Consider the following 22,043-nt stretch of genomic DNA (forward strand, 5'->3'; position numbering starts at 1 on the left):
GGTGGCCGGCAAGTCGACGATCCAGTGCTTCGGGACTACTACCCTTCACTCTCCGCAAGGTTGCCTGGTGCCCCGGAGTCCGACGGCACCTGTCCACTGGGGCGGGACGGACCCGCACGTGCCGAGCGACGGATTTCAGGAGACGGTGACCGGCATGGCGGCGTCTTCCTCAGGGGTCTCGGTATAGAGCCTGGTCGAGCGACAGGTCCTGATCGTCCGCGACCAGCTCGTACCCACCGCCTGATCAGCTGCGCCCTCCTTGGATCTGTCATCATCGGATCTGCCCCCATGCGTGATCGCCACCTGCGGCGCAAGACGCGAGAAACACGGCACCCGGCGGGTACAGGCTGGAAGCCCGAATGCAAGGTCGCCGCTGCGCCTCTCGAAAAGCGCAGGTCAGAAGCCTTGTCAACTCTCATTTCCAGTGGCCGTGCTCACTGACTGCTGCTGCTTGCTGCGGCGTCACCGCCACCGACCGACCTCCCCTCAAGACGAAGAAGGTGCCCCCAGGTGTCCACGGATTCGACCGGAACCGCCGAGACCGAAGAGACCGCCGAGACCAAGGACCGCAAGAACCGCCTCTACCCGTCCGTCTCCCCCCAGCTGGCCGAGCTGATGACGACCGGCTGGGCCGACACCGAACTCCAGGACCTGCGCCCGATCGAGCAGGCGCCCTACGCCGCCGAGCGCCGCGCCGCCCTCTCCGCCCGCTTCCCCGGCGAGCGTCTGATCGTCCCGGCCGGCAACCTCAAGGTCCGCGCCAACGACACGCACTACCCGTTCCGCCCGTCCACCGAGTACGTCCATCTCACGGGCGACCAGACGGTGGACGCGCTCCTCGTCCTCGAACCCCGCGCGGACGCCGACGGTCACGACGCCGTCGCCTATCTCCTCCCCCGCTCCGACCGGGACAGCGGCGAGTTCTGGCAGGGCGCGGCCAAGGGCGAGCTGTGGGTCGGCCGCCGGCACTCCCTCGCCGAGGCCGAACAGGTCCTCGGCCTGCCCTGCCGTGACGTCCGCGAGGCCGCCGCCGAGCTGAGCGCGGCCCCCGCCGTCCCCACCCGGATCGTGCGCGGCCACGACGCCGGACTCGAGGCCGCCGTGACGACGGACGAGGACCGGGACACCGAGCTGAAGACGGTACTGTCCGAGCTGCGTCTGGTGAAGGACGACTGGGAGATCGGCGAGATGCGCAAGGCGGTCGACTCGACCGTACGCGGATTCGTGGACGTCGTACGGGAGTTGGCGACCGCGATCGCCACCTCGGAGCGCTGGATCGAGGGAACCTTCTTCCGCCGCGCCCGACTTGAGGGCAACGATGTCGGCTACGGCTCGATCTGCGCCGCCGGCGAGCACGCCACGATCATGCACTGGCAGCGCAACGACGGCGAAGTCCGCCCGGGCGAGCTGCTGTTGCTCGACGCGGGCGTGGAGACGAACTCCCTCTACACCGCCGACGTCACCCGCACCCTCCCCATCAGCGGCACCTTCACCCCGCTCCAGCGCAAGATCTACGACGCGGTGTACGAGGCCCAGGAGGCCGGTATCCGGACGGTCAAGCCCGGTGCCGCGTACCGGGACTTCCATGTCGCCGCCCAGCGCCACCTGGCCGAGAAGCTCGTCGAGTGGGGTCTGCTGGAGGGCGACCCGGACGACGTGTACGAGCTGGCCCTCCAGCGGCGCTTCACCATGGCCGGCACCGGTCACATGCTCGGCCTGGACGTGCACGACTGCGCCAGGTCACGGACCGAACTGTATGTCGACGGCATCCTCGAACCGGGCATGGTCCTCACGGTCGAGCCGGGCCTGTACTTCCAGCCGGACGACCTGACCGTACCTGCGGAGTACCGGGGCATCGGGGTCCGGATCGAGGACGACATCCTGGTGACGGCGGACGGTCACGAGAACCTGTCGGCCGGGCTGCCCCGTACGTCCGACGAGGTCGAGGAATGGATGCGGGGGCTGACCGGCGCGTAGCACCGTCACGGGTCGGCCCGCATGACGCTCAGGCTCGGGATGATTGAAAATTCTTCCTTCGGTCGTCCCGACCCTGGGCAAACCTCCCTCTCCCGCACTGCGGTTGCGGGTGCCACCGCGGCGTGTGTGACTGGTGGAGACCCCACCTTTCTCCTCGTCAGGAGATCGTCATGGCTGATCGCCCTTCTCACCGCCCCGGTGCCCGCGCAGTCTGGTCCGACTTCTGCGCCGTGGGCCCCAGTCCGGAGTTGCGGGAGCGGCTCCAGGAAGAACAGCAGCGCATTCGCGGCGCCTCGGCGCTCGGCAACCAGTTCGTCGTGGGCGGCGGGCCGCGCCCCCTCGGGTTCGACGACGGCACGATCGTCCCGCCCGGGGAGTTCCCCGTCGGCACACCGCGTGCCACCATCGCCGCCGCGGCCGCCGAACGCAGACCGCTCACCGGCGCCGTACGCGTCGTCGTCGTCCTCGCCGACTTCGACGACAAGGAGATGACGCAGGACAAGCAGCACTTCGAGGAGCTGTTCTTCTCGCTCGGCGCGATGCCGAAGGGCAGCGTCCGTGAGTACTACCGCGAGGTCACCCACGGTCTGGTCGACATCGTCGGGGAGGTCGTCGGACCCGTCCGGCTGCCGCGGGACCTCTCCTGGTACGCGAACGGCAACTTCGGCATAGGCAAGCCCTCCGGACAGCCCCGGGCCCATCTCATGGCGCGGGACACGGCCATGGCCGCGGACCCGCAGATCAACTACGCGCCGTACGACAACGACGGCAACGGATTCGTCGACGCCTTCATCGTCCTGCACGCGGGGCCGGGCGGCGAGGTCACCGGTGACCCCGGCGACATCTGGTCGCACAAGTGGACCCTGCCGAACGCCCACAACGCGGACGGGGCGCGCATCTTCGCCTACCTCACCATCCCCGAGGACGCCAGGATCGGCGTCTGCGCCCATGAGTTGGGGCATCTGCTGTTCGGTTTCCCCGACCTGTACGACATCGACGGCACATCGGAAGGCATCGGCAACTGGTGTCTGATGGCCGGCGGTTCATGGAACGAGGGCGGTCACCGGCCGGCGCATCCGTCCGCCTGGTGCAAGATCGACCAGGGGTGGGCGACGGTGTCCAACGTCTCCGGCTCGGCGACCCTGTCGATCCCCGACGTCAAGAACAGTCACCAGGTGCACCGGCTGTGGTCCGGCGGGCTGCCGGGCAGCGAGTACTTCCTGGTCGAGAACCGCCAGCGCACCGGCTACGACGCGGCGCTGCCCGGCGACGGGCTCCTGATCTGGCACGTCGACGAGCACCAGCCGGACAACTCCGACGAGACCCACTACATGGTGGGCCTGGTGCAGGCCGACAACGACCAGGACCTCGAGTGGTCGGCGAACCGCGGCGACGCGGGCGACCCGTATCCCGGCAGCACCGGGAACACCACGTTCGGGCCGACGAGCGCCCCCAGTTCCCACTCCCACTCGGGCGCCCCGACCGGTGTCTCGGTCACCGGCATCTCGGCGTCCGGGCCCACGATGACGGCGACGGTCGCGGTCACCGTACCGGGACCGGTCCATGTGCCGGTCGGTGTCACGGCGACGCGGGCCGAGGCGGACGGCACGGTCGGACTGGCAGAGATGATCGACAGCTTCCAGGCGCGGCTGTCGGCTCTGGAGCAGACCATGGCCAGGGACACGCGGAGATCTGCCGAGCCGGTCCTCGAAGGCGGCCCGCGGCACGAGCGTGACGGCGCGGCGCGGACCGCGGAGTCCACCCCGGGCGCCGGACGCGCTCACCGTCGGGGCTAGGACGCCCCGGCCAGGCGGAAGGCGTGAGCCATGGTGCAGGCGATCGAGAATCTCACCGCGCTGACCGTCCGCCTGGTCACGACGGGCCCGCATCCGCAACTGAGTGGCTGGGACCGGCTGGGCACCGACGTCCTCGACGCCCGGCCGGTCGCCGGCCACGCCGACCTGCTGTCCCGGCACATCGGACACCGTCTCGACGTCGCCGTACCGAGCACCCTCGCGGCGGGTCTCGTCCCGGGCGCCGTCGTCCGTCTGCGGGCCAGATTCGCCGGGGGCGAGGCCCTGGCCGAGAAGCGTCCGCCACCGGGCACCTTCGTGGTCGAGCCGCCGCCCTGACCTCCCGCGGGCCGTGGCCCGGCATGCCCGAGGCCCTGTCCATGGGGACAGGGCCTCGGGATCCGTGCGTCAGGCCTGTGTGAGGACGACTTCCTGGATCTGCTCCGAGTGGACCGTCGGCAGCGGGATGAAGCCCGAGCGGCGGAACTCCACCAGGCTGGTCTTGACCCGCACCGGGCCGGGTTCGTACGCGCCCGGCTCGGTGGCCTTGGTGTTCGACCACTGGTGCCAGGAGCCGTCACAGCTCGCGGGGATGCTGTCCAGGCCGTGCCAGACGTTCTCGCCGCGCTCGATCGCGGCGGCGACGCGGACGGAACCGCCGGTGCTGAGGCAGCGGTAGCTGCCGGCGAGGGTGAGTTCGCCGTCGGGGGTGATGCTGCCGGACTCGACCGTGACCTGGTCGAAGCCCTCGTCGGCGGCTGCGGGGGTCGCGGCCTGGGACACGGTCAGCAGCGCGGCACCGGCTGCGACGGCGGCGGCACGGGAGAGGGACCGGAAGGAAACAGACATGGGGAAACCTCCTTGGGGGGACTCCACTGGTACTGGCCCCACGCGCCCGCGCGCGTGATCATCACCCCTTCGTCGGCGAGTCGTGCACGCCGACTGCCCCGCTTTTCGGATCTTCTCGGAACGGCGGAATTGTCAGAGTGGTGTCACAGCACGTCCGCGTGCTGTCACGCTTCCTCGCCTCGACTTGGCGCCGGGCCCCCGGCACGGGCATCGTCAGAACCGGCAAGGAAGCAAGGCCGCAAAGACGCAAGGAAGCACCGCACCCGAGCACCAGCATCCGATCCGGAGGCACACCATGTGTTCACACCAGCCCGCGTGCCCCTCGGCCGACCGCCCCGACCGGGACGCCGCGCACATCGTCGCCTTCCACCCCGAGCAGGGCTGGAACCTCCTGTGCAACGGCGCGATCGTCTTCGACGACACCGGCGAGCTGCTGCCCGACGGCAGCGTGGTCTCCCCGCACCGTCTGATGACCGCGGCCTGAAGAACTTCTGACGGCTTCCTACGGCAACACCGCGAAGCCGTCCAGCTCCACCAGGGCCTCTTCGTCCCACAGCCGTACGATCCCGACGACCGCCATCGCCGGATAGTCGCGCCCCGCCAACCTCCTCCAGACACGGCCGAGTTGAGGGGCCCGGGCGCGATAGTCGGCGACGTCCGTGGCGTACACCGTGACCCTGGCCAGGTCGGCGGGCGTACCGCCGGCCGCGTGCAGTGCGGCGAGCAGATTCCCGAGGGCCCGCTCGAACTGCTCGACCAGTGTGTCCCCCACGACCTTCCCGTCGGCGTCGAGCGCGGTCTGCCCCGCGAGGAACACCAGCCGGGAGCCGGTGGCGACGACGGCGTGCGAGAACCCGGCGGGCGGCGACAGCCCGGCGGGATTGACCCGCTCGACACCGCTCATCCGGCGTGCACCTCCTCGTCCAACTCCTTGTACAACTCCTTGGCGATGACGGTCCGTTGGACCTCGCTGGCCCCCTCGTAGATACGCGGTGCCCGTACCTCCCGGTAGAGGTGTTCGAGGAGATGGCCGCGCCGCAGCGCCCGCGCGCCATGCAGCTGGACGGCCGCGTCGACGACGTACTGCGCGGTCTCGGTGGCCAGCAGCTTCGCCATCGCGGCGCGCCCCGGGACACCTTGGGCGCCTTCGTCGTACGCCGCCGCTGCCGCGTAGACCAGCAGCCGGGCCGCCTCCGTGCGCAGGGCCATCTCGGCGACCTGGTGGGCGACGGCCTGGAGGTCCTTCAACTTGCCGCCGAACGCGTCCCGTTGGGCCGTGTGGGCGAGTGTCGCATCCAGGGCGGCCTGGGCCATGCCGACCGCGAAGGCGCCGACGCTCGGCCGGAACAGGTTGAGTGTGCCCATGGCGACCCGGAAGCCGCGGTCGGGTTCGCCGATGACGTCGTCCACGGTCACCGGTACGGCGTCGAGGGCGAGGGCGCCGATGGGGTGCGGGGAGAGCATGTCGAGGGCGGCGCCGGTGAGGCCGGGCCGGTCGGCGGGGAGCAGGAAGGCCGTGACTCCACGGGCCCCGGCGCCCGCTGTCGTACGGGCGAAGACGGTGTAGAAGTCGGCTTCAGGGGCGTTGGAGATCCAGCACTTCTCGCCGGTGAGGCGCCAGCCGGAGGGGCCGTCGGGGGCAGCCGTGAGGGACAGGGCCGCCGCGTCGGAGCCCGCGCCGGGCTCGCTCAGCGCGAACGCGGCCACCGCGCTGCCCTCGCTCACCCGGGGCAGCCAGCGGGCGCGCTGGGCCGGGGTGCCATGGGCGTGGACCGGATGGGCGCCGAGGCCCTGGAGGGCGAGGGCGGTCTCCGCCTCGGTGCAGGCTTGGGCGAGGGACTCCCGCATCAGGCACAGGTCGAGCGCGCCCGAGGTGAACAGCCGGGAGAGCAGCCCGAGTCGGCCGAGTTCGGCGACGAGGGGACGGTTGACGTGGCCCGGTTCCCCCTTTTCGGCGAGCGGGCGCAGCCGGTCGGCGGCCAGCGTGCGCAGCTCGGCACACCAGGCGGCCTGTGCCGGTTCGAGCGAGAATGCGGGCATCGCCGGTACTCCCTCCGAGGCCGTCGTCCACGGCCCCTCCCCGACGGTATCGCGCACCGTTGACTGCCGTCACCAACACGATACGCTCCTTGTGCAGGACAGCGCAGGACAGGCCCCGGCCCACCACTACGCCGACCACGGCAAGGGGGCGAACCGCCATGGATCCCATGCACCCCATGCGTCCCAGGCATCCCGGGTACGGCAGGGTTCCCGAGGGCCGCGCCGATCCCGCGCGACGGGTCCCCTCGGCCCACGTCGACACGTTCGCGCGCGACAGCCTCCCGCCCCCGGACCAGTGGCCCGGCCTCCGCTTCGACCTGCCCGAGCTGCGTTACCCCGACCGGCTGAACTGCGCCGCCGAGCTGCTGGCCGGCGACGGCGCCGACCCCGGGCGCCCGGTGTTCCGCACCGCCGCCGGTGAGGTGTGGACGTACGGCGAGCTGCGCACCCGGGTCGACCGGGTCGCGCACGTCCTCACCCGGGACCTCGGGGTGGTACCCGGCAACCGGGTCCTCCTGCGAGGCCCCACCACACCCTGGCTCGCGGCCTGCTGGCTGGCGGTGCTGAAGGCGGGGGCGGTCGCGGTCACCGTATTGGCCCAGCAGCGTCCGCAGGAGCTGAGCACGATGTGCGAGATGGCCCGGATAGGGCACGCCCTGTGCGACATCCGGGCCCTCGACGACCTCGCCAAGGCCGGGATACCGGGGCTGCGGATCGTGCCGTACGGCGGTGACCGCCTCGACGACCTGCTGAACCGTCCGGTGCCCGGCACCCCGTACCCCGCCGTGGACACCGCGGCCGACGACGTGGCGCTGATCGCGTTCACGTCGGGCACCACCGGTCGCCCGAAAGGGTGCATGCACTTCCACCGGGATGTGCTCGCCATCGCCGACACGTTCTCGCGGCACGTACTGAAGCCGCACGCGGACGACGTGTTCGCGGGCAGTCCGCCGCTCGGTTTCACCTTCGGGCTCGGCGGTCTGGTGGTCTTCCCGATGCGGGCGGGGGCGAGTGCCCTCCTGCTCGAACAGGCGGGACCCAAACAGCTGTTGCCGGCCATCGCCGAGCACGGGGTCTCGGTGCTGTTCACGGCGCCGACGGCCTACCGCGCGATGCTGGACGGGCTGGACGCGCACGACACCGGCTCGCTGCGCCGGTGTGTGTCGGCGGGCGAGAACCTCCCCGCCGCCACCTGGCAGGCCTGGTACGAGCGCACCGGGCTCCGGCTGATCAACGGCATCGGCGCGACCGAGCTGCTGCACATCTTCATCTCGGCGGCCGACCAGGACATCAGGCCCGGCACGACCGGCGTGCCGGTACCGGGGTGGCACGCGCGCGTGCAGGACGAGAACGGGGAGCCGGTGCCCGACGGCACGCCCGGGCTGCTCGCGGTGCGCGGCCCGGTCGGCTGCCGCTATCTCGCCGATCCGCGTCAGGGCACATATGTGCGGGACGGGTGGAACATCACCGGGGACACGTATGTGCGGGAGGGCGACGGGTACTTCCGGTACGTGGCACGGGCGGACGACATGATCATCTCGGCCGGGTACAACATCGCGGGCCCGGAGGTCGAGGAGGCCCTGCTGCGCCATCCTGACGTCGTGGAGACAGCGGTGGTGGGGCAGGCCGACGAGGCACGCGGGCAGGTCGTGGTGGCGTACGCGGTGCTCAGGGAGGGCGCACGGCGGGACGCGGAGGCGCTGCGCGCGTACGTCAAGGAGGAGCTGGCGCCGTACAAGTGTCCGCGCGAGATCGTCTTCCTGGACGCCCTGCCCCGGACGGCGACCGGCAAGCTCCAGCGCTTCCAGCTGCGCACCGACCCGGCACAGTCCCCGCACATGAAGTGATCTTGACCAGAAATCAACCACCGGAGGTAGTTGACCAGCGGAAATGGCGACAACCAGTGATCCCGGCGGCCTAAAATGATCAACGTGTCCGAACAGCACGCCCCTCGGTCCCTCATCGTCACGCTCTACGGCGCGTACGGCCGTTTCATGCCCGGCCCGGTACCCGTCGCCGAGCTGATCCGGCTCCTCGCCGCGGTCGGCGTCGACGCGCCCTCCGTACGCTCCTCCGTGTCCCGGCTGAAGCGGCGCGGCCTGCTCCTGCCCGCCCGTACGGCACAGGGCGCGGCCGGGTACGAACTCTCGCCCGACGCCCGCCAGTTGCTCGACGACGGCGACCGGCGCGTGTACGCCGCCGCTCCCCCGCCGCACGACGAGGGCTGGGTGCTCGCGGTGTTCTCCGTCCCCGAGTCGGAGCGCCAGAAGCGCCATGTCCTCCGTTCCCGCCTGGCCGGACTCGGCTTCGGCACGGCGACCCCGGGCGTGTGGATCGCCCCGGCGCGCCTCTACGAGGAGACCCGGCACACCCTGGAGCGGCTGCGCCTCGACCCGTACGTCGACTTCTTCCGCGGTGAGCACCTGGGCTTCGCGGCGACGGTCGAGGCCGTGTCCCGCTGGTGGGACCTGGCCGCGATCGCCAAGGAGCACGAGGCGTTCCTCGACCGCCACGCGCCCGTGCTGCACGACTGGGACAAGCGCGCGGACACCCCGCCCGAGGAGGCCTACCGCGACTACCTGCTGGCCCTAGACTCCTGGCGCCACCTTCCGTACACCGACCCCGGCCTGCCCGCCCACCTCCTCCCGGCGGACTGGCCAGGCGTCCGCTCGGCGGCCGTCTTCCAAGCACTCCATGCCCGGCTGCGGGACGCGGGGGCCGGGTTCGTGGGGCTGTGATGCGGGTCCGACGCCGACGGGACGCCGGTGACACGTGCACCCGCGTGTGACCTCAGCCACATCAGGCGTCACTAACGGAACCCTCAGCTTCCTCTTCGCCTCTTCTCAAGTTTCTTACCTAACGTCCGGGGGGCCGCACGCCGGGAGAGAGACGAGGACTGTTGCGTATGACCACCACGGCCAGGCCCACGGGACCGACCAGGGCTCAGGGAGCCACTGTCTGGCTCACCGGGCTGCCGAGCGCGGGTAAGACGACGATCGCCCAGCTGCTCGGCGACCGGCTGCGCAGCGAGGGGCACCGGGTGGAGGTCCTCGACGGCGACGAGATCCGCCGCTTCCTCTCCGCCGGCCTCGGCTTCTCCCGCGAGGACCGCAACACCAACGTCCAGCGCATCGGCCTCGTCTCCGAGGTGCTCGCCCGCAACGGCGTCCTGTCGGTCGTCCCGGTGATCGCCCCGTACGCCGACAGCCGCGAGGCCGTGCACAAACGGCACGACGCGAGCGAGACCCCGTACATCGAGGTCCATGTCGCGACCCCGGTCGAGGTGTGCAGCGAGCGGGACGTGAAGGGCCTGTACGCCCGGCAGGCGGCGGGCCGGCTGACCGGTCTGACCGGCGTCGACGACCCGTACGAGCCGCCGGAGGACCCGGCGCTGACCCTGCGGACGCAGGACCAGACCCCGGCGGAGTCGGCGGACGCGGTGTACGCGGTGCTGGCGGAGCGGGGGCTGGTGTGAGCGGGAATGGTGGGGGCGGGGATGGTGGGGGCGGGTTCGCGTTGTCGCATCTGGACGCGCTGGAGTCCGAGGCCGTGCACATCTTCCGTGAGGTGGCGGGTGAGTTCGAGCGGCCGGTGATCCTGTTCTCCGGCGGCAAGGACTCGATCGTCATGCTGCATCTGGCGCTCAAGGCGTTCACTCCGGCGCCGGTCCCCTTCCCGCTGCTGCATGTGGACACCGGGCACAACTTCGCCGAGGTGCTCGCGTATCGAGACCGGGTGGTGGCGGCCCACGGGCTGCGGCTGCATGTGGCCTCCGTGCAGGACTACATCGACCGGGGTGTGCTGCGGGAACGTCCGGACGGGACGCGGAATCCGCTCCAGACCGTGCCGTTGACGGAGAAGATCCAGAGCGAGCGGTTCGACGCGGTCTTCGGCGGCGGGCGCCGGGACGAGGAGAAGGCCCGGGCGAAGGAGCGCGTCTTCTCCCTGCGGGACGAGTTCTCGCAGTGGGATCCGCGCAGGCAACGCCCGGAGTTGTGGAACCTGTACAACGGGCGGCACGCGCCAGGCGAGCACGTCCGCGTGTTTCCCTTGAGCAACTGGACCGAGCTGGACGTCTGGCAGTACATCGCCCGTGAGGGCATCGAGCTGCCCGAGATCTACTTCGCGCACTACCGCGAGGTGTTCCGGCGCGGCGGGATGTGGCTGACGGCAGGCGAGTGGGGCGGCCCGAAGGCCGGCGAGACCGTCGAGAAGCGCCGGGTGCGGTACCGGACCGTCGGGGACATGTCCTGCACGGGAGCCGTCGACTCGGACGCGGGCACGCTCGACGACGTGATCGCGGAGATCGCCGCCTCCCGGCTCACCGAGCGGGGTGCCACCCGCGCCGACGACAAGATGTCCGAGGCCGCGATGGAAGACCGCAAGCGCGAGGGGTACTTCTAGCCATGAGCAGCACCATCGACACCATCGACACGGCTGGCACGATCGACACGCTGCGGTTCGCGACGGCCGGTTCCGTGGACGACGGCAAGTCCACCCTCGTGGGGCGGCTGCTGCACGACTCCAAGTCGGTGCTCGCCGACCAGTTGGAGGCCGTGGAGCGGGTCTCGGCAAGCCGTGGCCAGGACGCTCCCGACCTGGCACTCCTGACGGACGGCCTGCGGGCCGAGCGCGAGCAGGGCATCACCATCGACGTGGCCTACCGCTACTTCGCCACGCCCCGCCGCCGGTTCATCCTCGCCGACACCCCAGGGCATGTGCAGTACACCCGCAACATGGTGACGGGTGCCTCCACGGCCGACCTGGCGATCATCCTCGTCGACGCCCGCAACGGCGTGGTCGAGCAGACCCGGCGGCACGCGGCCGTGGCGGCCCTGCTGCGGGTCCCGCACATCGTGCTGGCCGTCAACAAGATGGACCTGGTCGGGTACGAGGAGGAGCGGTTCGACCGGATCGTCGCCGAATTCGCCGCGTACGCCGACGAGTTGGGAGGTGAGTCGGGGTTGGCCGGTTTCACGCCGATCCCTGTCTCGGCACTCGCAGGCGACAACGTGGTGGACTCCTCCACGCACATGGACTGGTACGGCGGCCCGGCGCTCCTCGAACACCTGGAGAACGTCCCGGTGGGCGGCGACCCGGCCGACGCCCCGGCCCGCTTCCCCGTCCAGTACGTGATCCGGCACGACGAAGTCCGCCACTACGCCGGGCAGTTGGTGTCCGGCTCGCTGCGGGTCGGCGACCGGGTGACCGTTCATCCGTCCGGGGAGACCTCCGAGATCACCGGCATCGATGTACTGGGGACGGCGGCCCGGACCGCGTACGCGCCCCAGTCGATCAGCGTCAGCCTGGCCGACCAACGGGACGTCTCGCGCGGGGACATGCTCACGGCCGGTGTGGACGCGCCCGCGCTCACCCAGGACGTCCGCGCGTCCGTCTGCCATCTCACCGACCGTCCGCTGCGTGTCGGAGACCGGGTCCTGCTGAAGCACACGACCCGTACGGTCAAGGCCGTGGTCAAGAACCTGGGTGGGGCAACCGAGTTGACGGCGAACGACCTGGGCCGCATCACGCTGCGCACCGCCGAGCCACTCGCCCTCGACGACTACGCGGTGTCCCGCCGCACGGGTGCGTTCCTGCTGGTCGATCCGGCGGACGGCTCGACGCTGACGGCAGGGATGGCCGAGGTCAACTCCCGAGTGTGAGCCGGGGTTTGGGGGCGTCCGTGCGTCCGGTGCGGGGGCGTCGGCTGCCCGCCCGGTACGGCGCCGGCCAGACGACGCCCGGACCCTCGTATCCCTGCTCGGCCGCCGCGTGCAGGGTCCAGTTCGGGTCGTAGAGATGGGGGCGGGCAAGCGCGCACAGGTCCGTACGGCCCGCCAGGATCAGGGAGTTGACGTCGTCCCAGGAGGAGATCGCGCCGACGGCGATCACCGGGGCGCCGGTCTCGTGGCGGATCCGGTCGGCGAACGGCGTCTGGTACGAACGGCCGTACTCCGGGCGCTCGTCGGCGACCACCTGCCCGGTCGACACGTCGATCGCGTCGGCGCCGTGAGCGACGAAGGCACGCGCGATCGCGACGGCGTCCTCGGCCGTGGTACCCCCGTCGGCCCAGTCGGTGGCCGAGATACGAACCGTCATGGGCCGCTCCTCCGGCCACACCTCCCTTACGGCGTCGAAGACTTCGAGGGGGAAGCGGAGCCGGGCGGCGAGCGGGCCGCCGTACGCGTCCGTGCGGTGGTTGGTGAGCGGGGAGAGGAAGCCGGAGAGCAAGTAGCCGTGGGCGCAGTGGAGTTCGAGGAGATCGAGGTCCGCGTCGGCGGCTCGACGGGCGGCTGCGGTGAACTGCTCGCGGATGGCGGCGAGTTGGGTGCGGGTGAGTTCGTGCGGGGTCTGGCTGCCGGGTCGGTACGGGATCGGGGAGGCGGCCACGAGCGGCCAGTTGCCGTCGCCGGCCAGCGGCTCGTCCATGCCCTCCCACATCAGCTTCGTCGAGCCCTTGCGGCCGGAGTGGCCGAGCTGGATGCCGAGTGCGGTGCCCGGGGCTTGGGAGTGGATGAATGTGGCTATCCGCTGCCAGGCTTCCGCCTGTTGGTCGGTGTACAGGCCGGCGCAGCCCGGGGTGATGCGCCCCTCGGGGCTCACGCACACCATCTCTGTCATCACCAGCCCGGCGCCGCCCAGCGCTCTCGCGCCCAGGTGGACCAGGTGGAAGTCGCCGGGGACGCCGTCCGTGGCCGAGTACATGTCCATGGGAGACACGACGACGCGGTTGCGGAGGGTCAGTTCGCGCAGCCGGAAGGGTGTGAACATGGGTGGGGTGGCGGGCTGGCAGCCGAACTCCCGCTCCACGGCGGCGGTGAAGTGCGGGTCGCGCAGCCGCAGGTTGTCGTGGGTGACGCGACGGCTGCGGGTGAGGAGATTGAACGCGAACTGCCGGGGCGGCTGATCGAGATAGAGGGGCAGGTTCTCGAACCACTCCAGACTGGCGCGGGCGGCCCGCTGCGTGGATTCGACAACAGGCCGCCGCTCCTCCTCGTACGCCGCCAGCGCCTCGGCGAGCGTCGGCCGCTCCTCCAGACAGGCGGCGAGCGCGAGGGCGTCCTCGACGGCGAGCTTGGTGCCGGAGCCGATGGAGAAGTGGGCGGTGTGGGCGGCGTCGCCGAGGAGGACGACGTTGCCGTGGGACCAGCGGTCGTTGACGACCGTACGGAAGGTGGTCCAGGTGGACTTGTTCGCGCGCAGCGGGCGTCCGCCGAGGGCGTCGGCGAAGATTTTCGCGCAGCGGTCGACGGAGGGGACTGTGGCTGTGTCCGGTTCGTTTTCGCCTTCGCTTTCGCTTTCGTTGAAACCTGCTGCCCGCCATACCTCCTCCCGCATCTCGACGATCACGGTCGAGGCGTCGGGGGCGTACGGGTATCCGTGGAGCTGCATCACGCCGTGCTCCGTCTCCGCGATCTCGAAGCGGAAGGCGTCGAAGGCGAAGTCGGCGGCGAGCCAGAGGTAGCGGCAGCGGTGGGTGGTCAGGCGGGGGCGGAACTCCTGGGCGTAGGCCTCGCGGGTCGTGCTGTGCACTCCGTCGGCGGCGATGACCAGGTCGTACGTCTCCGCCAGCCATGCCGGGTACGGCGCCTCCGTGCGGAAGCGCAGCTCGACGCCGAGTTCGCGGCAGCGGGTGTGCAGGATCTCCAGGAGCTGTTGTCTGCCGAGGGCGGCGAAGCCGTGTCCTCCGGAGGTGTGGCGGGTGTTGCGGTGGACGATGTCTATGTCGTCCCAGCGGGTGAAGTGGTGTTGGAGGGCTTCGTAGACGACCGGGTCGGCGTGTTCTATGCCGCCGAGGGTTTCGTCGGAGAGGACGACGCCGAAGCCGAAGGTGTCGTCTGGGGCGTTGCGTTCCCAGAGGGTGATTTCGCGGGTGGGGTCGAGGCGTTTGAGGAGGGCGGCGGCGTAGAGGCCTCCGGGGCCGCCGCCGATGATCGCTATGCGTTGGGGGTGGCTGGTCGTCGTTGGCGGGTGCGGCAGCGCTGTGGCTGGTCGCGCAGTTCCCCGCGCCCCTGGGGTAGGCGCGGTCACCGTCCGCTCCATTTGGGAGGGCGTTTCTCTGTGAACGCCTCGTGGAACTCCTTGTAGTCCTCGCCGGTCATGAGGAGGGCCTGGGTGGCGGCGTCGAGCTCCACCGATGCCGCCAGGGGCATGTCCAGTTCGGCCGTGAGGAGGGCTTTGGTCTGGGCGTACGCGAGGGCCGGGCCCTCTGCCAGGCGGTGCGCCAGGGTCTGGGCGGCCTCGTCGGCGCGGCCTTCGTCCGTCAGTTCGCTGATCAGGCCGATGCGCTCGGCCTCGGGGGCGCGTACCGGTTCACCGAGCATCAGTAGGCGGGTCGCGTGGCCGAGTCCGACTACGCGGGGCAGCAGGTAGGCGGCGCCCATGTCGCCGCCGGAGAGGCCGACCCGGGTGAAGAGGAAGGCGAAGCGGGCGCTGGGGTCGGCGACGCGGAAGTCGGCGGCCAGGGCGAGGACCGCTCCGGCGCCCGCCGCCACGCCGTGCACCGCCGCGATCACCGGGAACGGGCACTCCCGTACGGCCCGCACGACCTGCCCCGTCATCCGGTTGAAGTCGAGCAGCTGGGCGGTGTCCATGGACAGGGTCGCGCCGATGATCTCGTCGACGTCGCCGCCCGAGCAGAAGCCGCGGCCCTCCCCGGCCAGCACCAGCGCCCGTACGGACCGCTCCCGGGACAGCTCGGCGAGCAGGTCGCGGAGGTCGGCGTAGGCGCCGAAGGTGAGGGCGTTGAGTTTCTCGGGGCGGGCGAGGGTGACGGTGGCCACGCCGGTGGGGGCGAGGTCCAGGCGGATGTGGTGCCAGGTGGAGGTGCGGGGGGTCGAGCCGGTGAAGGGACTCATCGTTCGAATTTATCACTCGTCTGTGACTGTCGTCATGAGTGCGCGATAGAGGTGGTGGGGTCACGCGGACTGTTTCGGTGATCCGGGCGCGTCACGAGGTGTCAATAGCGCGGTAACAGTGGGAGTGGTTGTGGGAGACGGGCCGTTGGTCTGGGTAAGCCGACGGTGAGCGGGGCCCGAGGTCCCGCCCGGCGCCCGACAAATGCCTCTGCCGGACCTCGCCGTACCATTCCTATTGTTGAAAGCAGGACAGCCTGCTCCATGAACGGAACCGCCTTGCAAGAGCCCTCCGCCCCCGCCTCCTGGCGTATCGCCCTGCCGCACACCGCCGCGGCGGTGCCCGTCGCCCGCGCGCTGGTCCGTACGGCCCTGGCCGAGCTGGAACACGCGGCGGCGGACTGCGACACGGCGGAGCTGCTCACCGCGGAGCTGGTGGCGAACGCCGTGGAGCACACGGCGGGGGACGCGCCGATAGAGCTGGTGGTGGAGCTGATGCCGACCAGCTGCCAGGTCGAGGTGCACGATCCCGATCCGGCGCCGCCGGGGAACCTGACGCGTCCGGTGTCCGAGGAGCCGGACCCCTGGCAGGAACATGGTCGGGGGTTGCTGCTGATCCGCACACTCAGCTCGTCCTGCGGCCACCGGGCCACGGAGTCGGGCAAGGCGGTGTGGTTCAGGGTGCCGGTGGTGCCGGCGCAGTGGCGTCGGTCGTAGGGTTTTCTTCGCCCCCGCCGCCCCTACCCGTCCCATCCTTCTGGGGGCTGCGCCCCCAGACCCCCCTTTCGCGCTGAACGCGCTCGTCCCCAAACGCCGGACGGGCTGAAAGACCAAGCCCCGGCTGGCACCATCCAGCCCGTCCGGCGTTTGAGGACAAGGCCCGTTCAGGGCCGATAGCGGGGGTCTGGGGGCGCAGCCCCCAGGGATGGGACGGGTAGGGGCGGCGGGGGCGAAATCCGCTCACGCCAGCGTCGCGACCAGTACCGCCTTGATCGTGTGCAGCCGGTTCTCCGCCTCGTCGAAGACGACGGAGTGCGCCGACTCGAACACCTCGTCCGTGACCTCCAGCGACTCCAGACCGTACGTCTCGTATATCTCGCGCCCGACCTTCGTACCGAGGTCGTGGAACGCCGGCAGACAGTGCAGGAACTTCACATCCGCGTTCCCCGTCGCCCGCAGCACATCCATCGTCACCGCATACGAAGCCAGCGCAGCGATCCGCTCCGCCCACACATCCTTCGGCTCCCCCATCGACACCCACACATCGGTCGCGACGAAGTCGACACCGAGCACACCCTCCGGCACCGACTCCGTCAGCGTCACCCGCGCCCCACTCGCCTCCGCGAGCTTCCGCGCATCGGCCACGACATCCTCCGCGGGCCAGTACGCCCGCGGCGCGACGATCCGTACGTCCATGCCGAGCAGCGCACCGGTGACCAGATACGAGTTCCCCATGTTGAAGCGGGCGTCGCCGAGGTAGGCGAAGGCAATCTCCCGCAACGGCTTGCCGCCGCCGTGTTCGATCATCGTCAGTACGTCGGCCAGCATCTGGGTGGGGTGCCAGGAGTCCGTCAGGCCGTTGAACACAGGGACGCCCGCGTACGCCGCCAGCTCCTCCACCGCCGCCTGACTGTCACCCCGGAACTCGATCCCGTCGTACATCCGCCCGAGCACCCGAGCCGTGTCCTTCACCGACTCCTTGTGCCCCATCTGCGAGCCCGACGGATCGAGGTACGTCGTCGAGGCACCCTGATCCGCCGCCGCGACCTCGAACGCACAGCGCGTACGCGTCGAGGTCTTCTCGAAGATCAGCGCGATGTTCTTGCCCGCCAGATACCGCGTCTCCGTCCCGGCCTTCTTCGCCGCCTTCAGCTCCGCGGCGAGATCGAGCAGCCCACGGAACTCCTCCTCGCTGAAGTCCAGCTCCTTGAGGAAGTGGCGCCCGGCGAGGGCGGTCGGGACAGTCGCCATGGGGGCGCTCCAAGTGATCCGGCAGTACGTACATGACACAGACGACTGGAAGTCTATACGACTCCTGACATTTATATACGGCCAGATTTCTCCTGGGTCCCCTAGGTCACCGCGTCCCGCTGCACCGGGCAGCTCATACACCGCGGCCCACCCCTCCCCCGCCCCAGCTCACTGCCCGGGATCTCTATCACCTCGATGCCCTGCTTCCGCAGATGCGTGTTCGTGGTCGCGTTCCGCTCGTACGCGACCACGACTCCCGGCTCGACGGCGAGGACGTTGCAGCCGTCGTCCCACTGCTCGCGCTCGGCCGCGTGCACGTCCTGGGTGGCCGTGAGGACGCGGATCTCACTCAGGCCCAGCGCGGCGGCGATCGCCCGGTGCATGTGCTCCGGCGGATGGTCGGTGACCTTCAACTCCTTGTCCCCGACGCCCGGTTCGATCGTGTACGAACGGAGCATGCCGAGCCCGGCGTACTGGGTGAAGGTATCCCCGTCGACCATCGTCATCACGGTGTCGAGGTGCATGAACGCGCGCCGCTTGGGCATGTCGAGCGCCACGATCGTCTCGGCGGACCCGGCGGCGAAGAGCTTGTGCGCGAGCATCTCGACCGCCTGGGGCGTGGTGCGCTCGCTCATGCCGATCAGTACGGCACCGTTGCCGATGACGAGGACGTCCCCGCCCTCGATGGTGGAGGGGTAGTCCGCCTGCCCCTCCGACCAGAGGCGGAAGGTTTCGTCACGGAAGAGGGGATGGTGCCGGTAGATCGCCTCGAAGTGCACGGTCTCCCGCTGGCGGGCCGGCCAGCGCATCGCGTTGATGGAGACGCCGTCGTAGATCCAGGCGGACGTGTCGCGGGTGAAGAGGTGGTTGGGGAGGGGGCCGAGGAGGAAGTCGTCCAGCTCCATGACATGGAAGCGGACCGAGGTCGGCTCCGCGTGCGCGGCGAGGAACTCACGCTTGGTGATGCCCCCGATGAGCAGCTCGGCCAGCTCGGCGGCGGGCAGGTTCTCGAAGGCGGCCCGGAGGTGGTCGGTGGCGAGCGGGCCGTACTCCTTCTCGTCGAAGACACGGTCCAGTACGAGTGTCCGGGCCACCGGGATCGCCAGGGCCTCGGTGAGCAGGTCGCCGAAGAGGTGGACGGCGACGCCCCGGTCGCGCAGGACGTCGGCGAAACCGTCGTGCTCGGCGCGCGCCCGGCGCACCCACAGGAGGTCGTCGAAGAGAAGGGCGTCCTTATTGCTGGGGGTCAGCCTTTTGAGCTCTAGGTCCGGCCGGTGCAGGATGACGCGGCGCAGCCGCCCGGCCTCGGAGTCGACATGGAATCCCATACCCCCATCCTGACCACTCCGCATCGCGTTCACCCACTGGTCGGCACATATACGGCGGATGTGCGGGATAACCCTCGCCACACCGCTCGCCCACCGCTCTCCCACCGCCCCCCATCTCGTCCTCTTGACGATAAGCGGATGGGTCGAATATCGTCTACTTGACGAAAAGCGCTGCGGAGGGACGACAGACACATGGCCGACATCACCCGGCGCCTCGGCTGGCGCCATCTGCGGGGCACGCCCACGGCCCACATCCGCCACCAACGCTCCGGCCGGCTGGCGCACGACGGTCCCGGGCTCAGCTTCTGGTTCCGCGCGCTGACCGCCACGCTGTCCGAAGTCCCGGTCGACGACCGGGAGTTGGCGATGACCTTCCATGCCCGTACGTCCGACTTCCAGGACGTGGCGGTCCAGGCGACCGTCACCTACCGCGTCAGCGACCCCGCCCTCGCCGCCGCCCGCCTCGACTTCTCCGTCGATCCGGACACGGGCGTCTGGCGGGGCGCGCCCCTGGAGCAGCTGGCGACGCTGCTGACGGAGACGGCCCAGCAGCACGCCCTGGACGTCCTGGCCCGTACGCCGTTGTCGGCCGCGCTGGTCGACGGGGTGGCGTCGGTGCGGGAACGGGTCGCGGCGGGACTGGGCGCCGAGCCGCGCCTACCGGCCACGGGCATCGAGGTCGTGGCCGTACGGGTGGTGGCGCTGCGGCCGGAACCCGAGGTGGAGCGGGCGCTCCGCACCCCCGCCCGCGAGCAGATCCAGCAGGAGGCCGACCGGGCGACGTACGAACGCCGTGCGGTGGCCGTGGAACGCGAGCGGACCATCGCCGAGAACGAACTGGCCAGCCAGATCGAACTCGCCCGGAGGGAGGAGCAGTTGGTCGACCAACGGGGTACGAACGCCCGCCGGGAGGCCGAGGAGTACGCGGCGGCCGACGCGGTACGGGCGGACGCGGAAGCGGCACGAGTGGTACGGCTGGCGGAGGCGGAGGCCGCGAGTGTGCGGGGCGTGGGCGAAGCACGGGCAGAGGCCCAGGCGGCGTGGCTGCGTGCCCACGCCGACGCGGATGTGGCGCTGCTGCACGCCCTGACAGGCACGCGGCTCGCGGAGAACCTGCCCCGGATCGACAGCGTGACGGTGTCACCGGACGTCCTGACCGGCCTGCTCGCCAGGCTGGGAGGAGCGCAGCAGTGAGCCTGGCTCCGCGGGCCGTCCTGGTCCACCGCACCACGGAGTACGAGGAGTTGGTGGCCCGGCACGGTACGCACGGCCAGGCCGCCTTCTTTCTCCGTTCCCGGGGCCGGGCCATCGAGGAGGTGGCCGAGCGCCACCACCGCACTCGCCGGTCCATGGCGGAGGTGACTGCGGCGATCCCTCTGACATGGCGTCAAACACAGGTGGAACGAGCCGACTTGGACCGTTTCCTCTTCGCACCCGAGGACGTGGTCGTCGTGGTCGGGCAGGACGGGCTGGTGGCGAACGTCGCCAAGTACCTGGCCGGGCAGCCGGTGGTGGGCATCGACACGGACCCCGGCCGCAATCCGGGCGTCCTGGTACGCCACAGCCCGGCGGACGCGCGGACGCTCCTCCCGTCAGTGCTCGCGACGGCAACAGGCGTCTCCGAACTGACCATGGTCGAAGCGGTCGCCGACGACACCCAACGCCTACTGGCCCTCAACGAGATCTACCTCGGCGCCGCCGGTCACCAGACCGCCCGCTACCGCCTGAGCCTCGACGACGACAGGGGTGTCGTCGAGGCCCAGGCCTCGTCCGGGGTGCTGGTGGGGACAGGGACCGGGGCGAGTGGGTGGTTGCGGTCGGTGTGGCAGGAACGGGGCGGCGCCGGTCCGCGGCTGCCGGGTCCGACGGAGGACCGGCTGGTGTGGTTCGTACGGGAGGCGTGGCCGTCTCCGGCGACCGGGACGTCGTTGGTCGCGGGCGAGCTGGGGGCCGACGGCCGGCTCACCCTCACGGTCGAGTCCGAGCGATTGATCGCTTTCGGGGACGGGATCGAGAGCGATGCGGTGGAACTGACGTGGGGGCAGACCGTTCGGGTGGGGGTGTGCGGGGACCGGCTGCGGCTGGTGGACTGACGCGGAGTCCTCGTCTCCGTCGCCCTTCCCGGATGCCGAAGCGCATCGGGTCCCATTTCCGACTTGCGACTTCTGACGCTGCGTCCGGTTACAGCTACCCAACGCCTGTTCGAGCCCCGATGATGACGAGATGAAGCTTCTGGCTCTCGCCGCTCCGGCTCGTCGGTGGCCCGTCCTTCTCCTCGCCGCCGCGGCGGTCCTGGCGCTCGGTGCGTGCACAGCCCCCGCCCCATCGGCGGACGACAGCTCGCCCGCCGACAGCTCGCCTGCCGACAGTGCGTCCCCGGCGTCGAAGATCTCCGATCTGGCGTACGCCGAAGCGTCGCCCCAGGAACGGCTCGACCTGTACCTGCCGGGATCCACGGCCCGCCGGGCGCCGTTGGTCATCTGGATCCACGGCGGCGGCTGGCGGGTCGGCGACAAGAGTTCCGCCGCCACCTTCCCCGACCCGTCCGCGAGCCTGCGGCAGCCCGCCGACTGCCGTGACATCGTCCAGGTGCAGGTGCCCGATGTCGCGGCGCTGAACGCCAAGGGCTACGCGGTGGCCGCCATCAACTACCGGCTCACCCGAGATCCCGTCACGGCGGTCCAGGACGCCAAAGCCGCCGTGCGCTTCCTGCGGGCCAACGCGGCCCGCTACCACCTCGACCCGGACCGGTTCGCGGCCTGGGGCAACTCCGCCGGGGGATACTCGGCCATCATGCTCGCCCTCACGGCGGGCCGGCACACCGTGTTCGACGACCCGGCGCTGGGCAACCCCGGCGTGTCCAGCGCCGTGCAGGCCGTCGTCGACTGGTTCGGAGCCGCGGAGTTGTCGGATCTGCCGGGGAAGCCCGACCGGGCGAAGGATCCCGGGACCTACATCGCGAGTGGGCGGACACTGCCTCCCTTCCTGATCGCACACGGAGCCGCCGACTGTGTCGTACTGCCGCAGCACTCACGCGACCTCCACGACTCGCTGACGAAAGCCGGCGCGGTCGCGACGCTGACCATCCTTCCCGGCGCCGGCCACGAGGACCCGGCGTTCATGCGTACCGCGGAGGCCCCGGCTCTGGCCTTTCTCTCCCGAGCGCTCGGGCCCTAGCCGCACCGCCAGCGACGTGGCGCGAGTCGCGGGCGGTGCGGGGCACAGACGGG

20 protein-coding genes are annotated in these 22,043 nt (G+C 70.7%); 13 read left to right on the forward strand and 7 right to left on the reverse strand.

Annotation, left to right across the window (positions count from 1 at the left end; all coding sequences use genetic code 11):
- Window positions 1–615: 615 nt before the first annotated feature.
- From OG787_RS10240 to OG787_RS10250, 3 genes are all read left to right on the forward strand, one after another.
- Window positions 616–1,977 carry an aminopeptidase P family protein gene (locus tag OG787_RS10240; RefSeq protein ID WP_405540459.1) on the forward strand — a complete coding sequence of 454 codons (1,362 nt, stop codon included), beginning with the start codon at window positions 616–618 and terminating at the stop codon, window positions 1,975–1,977.
- Between the two features lie 170 nt (window positions 1,978–2,147).
- On the forward strand, window positions 2,148–3,773 hold the full coding sequence (locus OG787_RS10245; RefSeq protein WP_369029431.1) for a M6 family metalloprotease domain-containing protein: 1,626 nt from the start codon (window positions 2,148–2,150) through the stop codon (window positions 3,771–3,773).
- A gap of 30 nt (window positions 3,774–3,803) precedes the next feature.
- Window positions 3,804–4,109: a hypothetical protein gene (locus OG787_RS10250; protein ID WP_369029430.1), complete on the forward strand. Its 306-nt coding sequence runs from the start codon at window positions 3,804–3,806 to the stop codon at window positions 4,107–4,109.
- Window positions 4,110–4,178: 69 nt separating this feature from the next.
- Here OG787_RS10250 and OG787_RS10255 read toward each other — a convergent pair whose 3' ends face one another.
- The gene (locus OG787_RS10255; protein WP_369029429.1) at window positions 4,179–4,619 is read right to left on the reverse strand and encodes a DUF6299 family protein; all 441 of its coding nucleotides are present in this window, start codon (window positions 4,617–4,619) and stop codon (window positions 4,179–4,181) included.
- A gap of 295 nt (window positions 4,620–4,914) precedes the next feature.
- On the opposite strand from OG787_RS10255, the gene OG787_RS10260 reads away from it, so the two are divergent.
- Window positions 4,915–5,103, forward strand: coding sequence for a DUF5999 family protein (locus OG787_RS10260; RefSeq protein WP_369029428.1), 189 nt, complete (start codon window positions 4,915–4,917; stop codon window positions 5,101–5,103).
- Window positions 5,104–5,121: 18 nt separating this feature from the next.
- Here the strand turns inward: OG787_RS10260 and OG787_RS10265 are convergent, their stop codons facing one another.
- Window positions 5,122–5,523 (reverse strand): RidA family protein, encoded by a 402-nt coding sequence (locus OG787_RS10265; protein ID WP_369029427.1) that lies wholly within the window; start codon window positions 5,521–5,523, stop codon window positions 5,122–5,124.
- Complete coding sequence (locus tag OG787_RS10270) at window positions 5,520–6,659, reverse strand: acyl-CoA dehydrogenase family protein (protein ID WP_369029426.1); 1,140 nt, start codon at window positions 6,657–6,659, stop codon at window positions 5,520–5,522. Before OG787_RS10270 ends, OG787_RS10265 begins: the two co-directional genes overlap by 4 nt.
- Window positions 6,660–6,817: 158 nt before the next feature.
- Here OG787_RS10270 and OG787_RS10275 point away from each other — a divergent pair, with 158 nt between their 5' ends.
- The 5 genes from OG787_RS10275 (at window position 6,818) to OG787_RS10295 (ending at window position 12,322) form a co-directional block, all read left to right on the forward strand.
- Entirely contained in the window at window positions 6,818–8,506 is a 1,689-nt protein-coding gene (locus OG787_RS10275; RefSeq protein ID WP_405534988.1) for an AMP-binding protein, read from the forward strand.
- 75 nt (window positions 8,507–8,581) lie between these two features.
- The gene (locus OG787_RS10280) at window positions 8,582–9,397 is read left to right on the forward strand and encodes a PaaX family transcriptional regulator C-terminal domain-containing protein (protein WP_405534989.1); all 816 of its coding nucleotides are present in this window, start codon (window positions 8,582–8,584) and stop codon (window positions 9,395–9,397) included.
- Between the two features lie 167 nt (window positions 9,398–9,564).
- Complete coding sequence (cysC, locus tag OG787_RS10285; RefSeq protein WP_405534990.1) at window positions 9,565–10,134, forward strand: adenylyl-sulfate kinase; 570 nt, start codon at window positions 9,565–9,567, stop codon at window positions 10,132–10,134.
- Window positions 10,131–11,063, forward strand: coding sequence for a sulfate adenylyltransferase subunit CysD (gene cysD, locus OG787_RS10290; protein WP_369029422.1), 933 nt, complete (start codon window positions 10,131–10,133; stop codon window positions 11,061–11,063). The genes cysC and cysD overlap by 4 nt, the downstream gene beginning before the upstream one ends.
- Before the next feature lie 2 nt (window positions 11,064–11,065).
- Complete coding sequence (locus OG787_RS10295) at window positions 11,066–12,322, forward strand: sulfate adenylyltransferase subunit 1 (RefSeq protein WP_405534992.1); 1,257 nt, start codon at window positions 11,066–11,068, stop codon at window positions 12,320–12,322.
- Here OG787_RS10295 and OG787_RS10300 read toward each other — a convergent pair.
- Both OG787_RS10300 and OG787_RS10305 read right to left on the reverse strand, forming a co-directional pair.
- A complete protein-coding gene (locus OG787_RS10300; protein WP_405534993.1) occupies window positions 12,306–14,702 on the reverse strand; it encodes a bifunctional salicylyl-CoA 5-hydroxylase/oxidoreductase in 2,397 nt (798 codons plus the stop codon). The genes OG787_RS10295 and OG787_RS10300 overlap by 17 nt on opposite strands.
- On the reverse strand, window positions 14,687–15,517 hold the full coding sequence (locus OG787_RS10305) for an enoyl-CoA hydratase family protein (RefSeq protein WP_405534994.1): 831 nt from the start codon (window positions 15,515–15,517) through the stop codon (window positions 14,687–14,689). Before OG787_RS10305 ends, OG787_RS10300 begins: the two co-directional genes overlap by 16 nt.
- A gap of 261 nt (window positions 15,518–15,778) precedes the next feature.
- On the opposite strand from OG787_RS10305, the gene OG787_RS10310 reads away from it, so the two are divergent.
- Window positions 15,779–16,231 (forward strand): ATP-binding protein, encoded by a 453-nt coding sequence (locus tag OG787_RS10310; RefSeq protein ID WP_369029418.1) that lies wholly within the window; start codon window positions 15,779–15,781, stop codon window positions 16,229–16,231.
- A 243-nt stretch (window positions 16,232–16,474) separates the two neighbouring features.
- Here the strand turns inward: OG787_RS10310 and argF are convergent, their stop codons facing one another.
- Both argF and OG787_RS10320 read right to left on the reverse strand, forming a co-directional pair.
- A complete protein-coding gene (gene argF, locus OG787_RS10315) occupies window positions 16,475–17,485 on the reverse strand; it encodes an ornithine carbamoyltransferase (RefSeq protein WP_369029417.1) in 1,011 nt (336 codons plus the stop codon).
- Window positions 17,486–17,586: 101 nt separating this feature from the next.
- Window positions 17,587–18,813, reverse strand: coding sequence for an arginine deiminase (locus OG787_RS10320; protein ID WP_369029416.1), 1,227 nt, complete (start codon window positions 18,811–18,813; stop codon window positions 17,587–17,589).
- A 192-nt stretch (window positions 18,814–19,005) separates the two neighbouring features.
- On the opposite strand from OG787_RS10320, the gene OG787_RS10325 reads away from it, so the two are divergent.
- The 3 genes from OG787_RS10325 (at window position 19,006) to OG787_RS10335 (ending at window position 21,990) form a co-directional block, all read left to right on the forward strand.
- Window positions 19,006–20,007 carry an SPFH domain-containing protein gene (locus tag OG787_RS10325; RefSeq protein WP_369029415.1) on the forward strand — a complete coding sequence of 334 codons (1,002 nt, stop codon included), beginning with the start codon at window positions 19,006–19,008 and terminating at the stop codon, window positions 20,005–20,007.
- Window positions 20,004–20,906 carry a hypothetical protein gene (locus OG787_RS10330; protein WP_369029414.1) on the forward strand — a complete coding sequence of 301 codons (903 nt, stop codon included), beginning with the start codon at window positions 20,004–20,006 and terminating at the stop codon, window positions 20,904–20,906. The genes OG787_RS10325 and OG787_RS10330 overlap by 4 nt, the downstream gene beginning before the upstream one ends.
- 130 nt (window positions 20,907–21,036) lie before the next feature.
- Complete coding sequence (locus OG787_RS10335; RefSeq protein WP_405534995.1) at window positions 21,037–21,990, forward strand: prolyl oligopeptidase family serine peptidase; 954 nt, start codon at window positions 21,037–21,039, stop codon at window positions 21,988–21,990.
- Window positions 21,991–22,043 lie beyond the last annotated feature (53 nt).

This window comes from Streptomyces sp. NBC_00075, assembly GCF_045041225.1.
In the GTDB taxonomy this organism is placed as follows: domain Bacteria; phylum Actinomycetota; class Actinomycetes; order Streptomycetales; family Streptomycetaceae; genus Streptomyces; species Streptomyces adonidis.

What these genes read in the sequence shown, in the direction of transcription:
- OG787_RS10240 (WP_405540459.1), top strand. Translation starts at nt 616, where the DNA reads ATGACGACCGGCTGGGCCGACACCGAACTCCAGGACCTGCGCCCGATC.
- OG787_RS10245 (WP_369029431.1), top strand. Translation starts at nt 2,148, where the DNA reads ATGGCTGATCGCCCTTCTCACCGCCCCGGTGCCCGCGCAGTCTGGTCC.
- OG787_RS10250 (WP_369029430.1), top strand. Translation starts at nt 3,804, where the DNA reads ATGGTGCAGGCGATCGAGAATCTCACCGCGCTGACCGTCCGCCTGGTC.
- OG787_RS10255 (WP_369029429.1), bottom strand. Translation starts at nt 4,619, where the DNA reads ATGTCTGTTTCCTTCCGGTCCCTCTCCCGTGCCGCCGCCGTCGCAGCC.
- OG787_RS10260 (WP_369029428.1), top strand. Translation starts at nt 4,915, where the DNA reads ATGTGTTCACACCAGCCCGCGTGCCCCTCGGCCGACCGCCCCGACCGG.
- OG787_RS10265 (WP_369029427.1), bottom strand. Translation starts at nt 5,523, where the DNA reads ATGAGCGGTGTCGAGCGGGTCAATCCCGCCGGGCTGTCGCCGCCCGCC.
- OG787_RS10270 (WP_369029426.1), bottom strand. Translation starts at nt 6,659, where the DNA reads ATGCCCGCATTCTCGCTCGAACCGGCACAGGCCGCCTGGTGTGCCGAG.
- OG787_RS10275 (WP_405534988.1), top strand. Translation starts at nt 6,818, where the DNA reads ATGGATCCCATGCACCCCATGCGTCCCAGGCATCCCGGGTACGGCAGG.
- OG787_RS10280 (WP_405534989.1), top strand. Translation starts at nt 8,582, where the DNA reads ATGATCAACGTGTCCGAACAGCACGCCCCTCGGTCCCTCATCGTCACG.
- cysC (WP_405534990.1), top strand. Translation starts at nt 9,565, where the DNA reads ATGACCACCACGGCCAGGCCCACGGGACCGACCAGGGCTCAGGGAGCC.
- OG787_RS10295 (WP_405534992.1), top strand. Translation starts at nt 11,066, where the DNA reads ATGAGCAGCACCATCGACACCATCGACACGGCTGGCACGATCGACACG.
- OG787_RS10300 (WP_405534993.1), bottom strand. Translation starts at nt 14,702, where the DNA reads ATGGAGCGGACGGTGACCGCGCCTACCCCAGGGGCGCGGGGAACTGCG.
- OG787_RS10305 (WP_405534994.1), bottom strand. Translation starts at nt 15,517, where the DNA reads ATGAGTCCCTTCACCGGCTCGACCCCCCGCACCTCCACCTGGCACCAC.
- OG787_RS10310 (WP_369029418.1), top strand. Translation starts at nt 15,779, where the DNA reads ATGAACGGAACCGCCTTGCAAGAGCCCTCCGCCCCCGCCTCCTGGCGT.
- argF (WP_369029417.1), bottom strand. Translation starts at nt 17,485, where the DNA reads ATGGCGACTGTCCCGACCGCCCTCGCCGGGCGCCACTTCCTCAAGGAG.
- OG787_RS10320 (WP_369029416.1), bottom strand. Translation starts at nt 18,813, where the DNA reads ATGGGATTCCATGTCGACTCCGAGGCCGGGCGGCTGCGCCGCGTCATC.
- OG787_RS10325 (WP_369029415.1), top strand. Translation starts at nt 19,006, where the DNA reads ATGGCCGACATCACCCGGCGCCTCGGCTGGCGCCATCTGCGGGGCACG.
- OG787_RS10335 (WP_405534995.1), top strand. Translation starts at nt 21,037, where the DNA reads ATGAAGCTTCTGGCTCTCGCCGCTCCGGCTCGTCGGTGGCCCGTCCTT.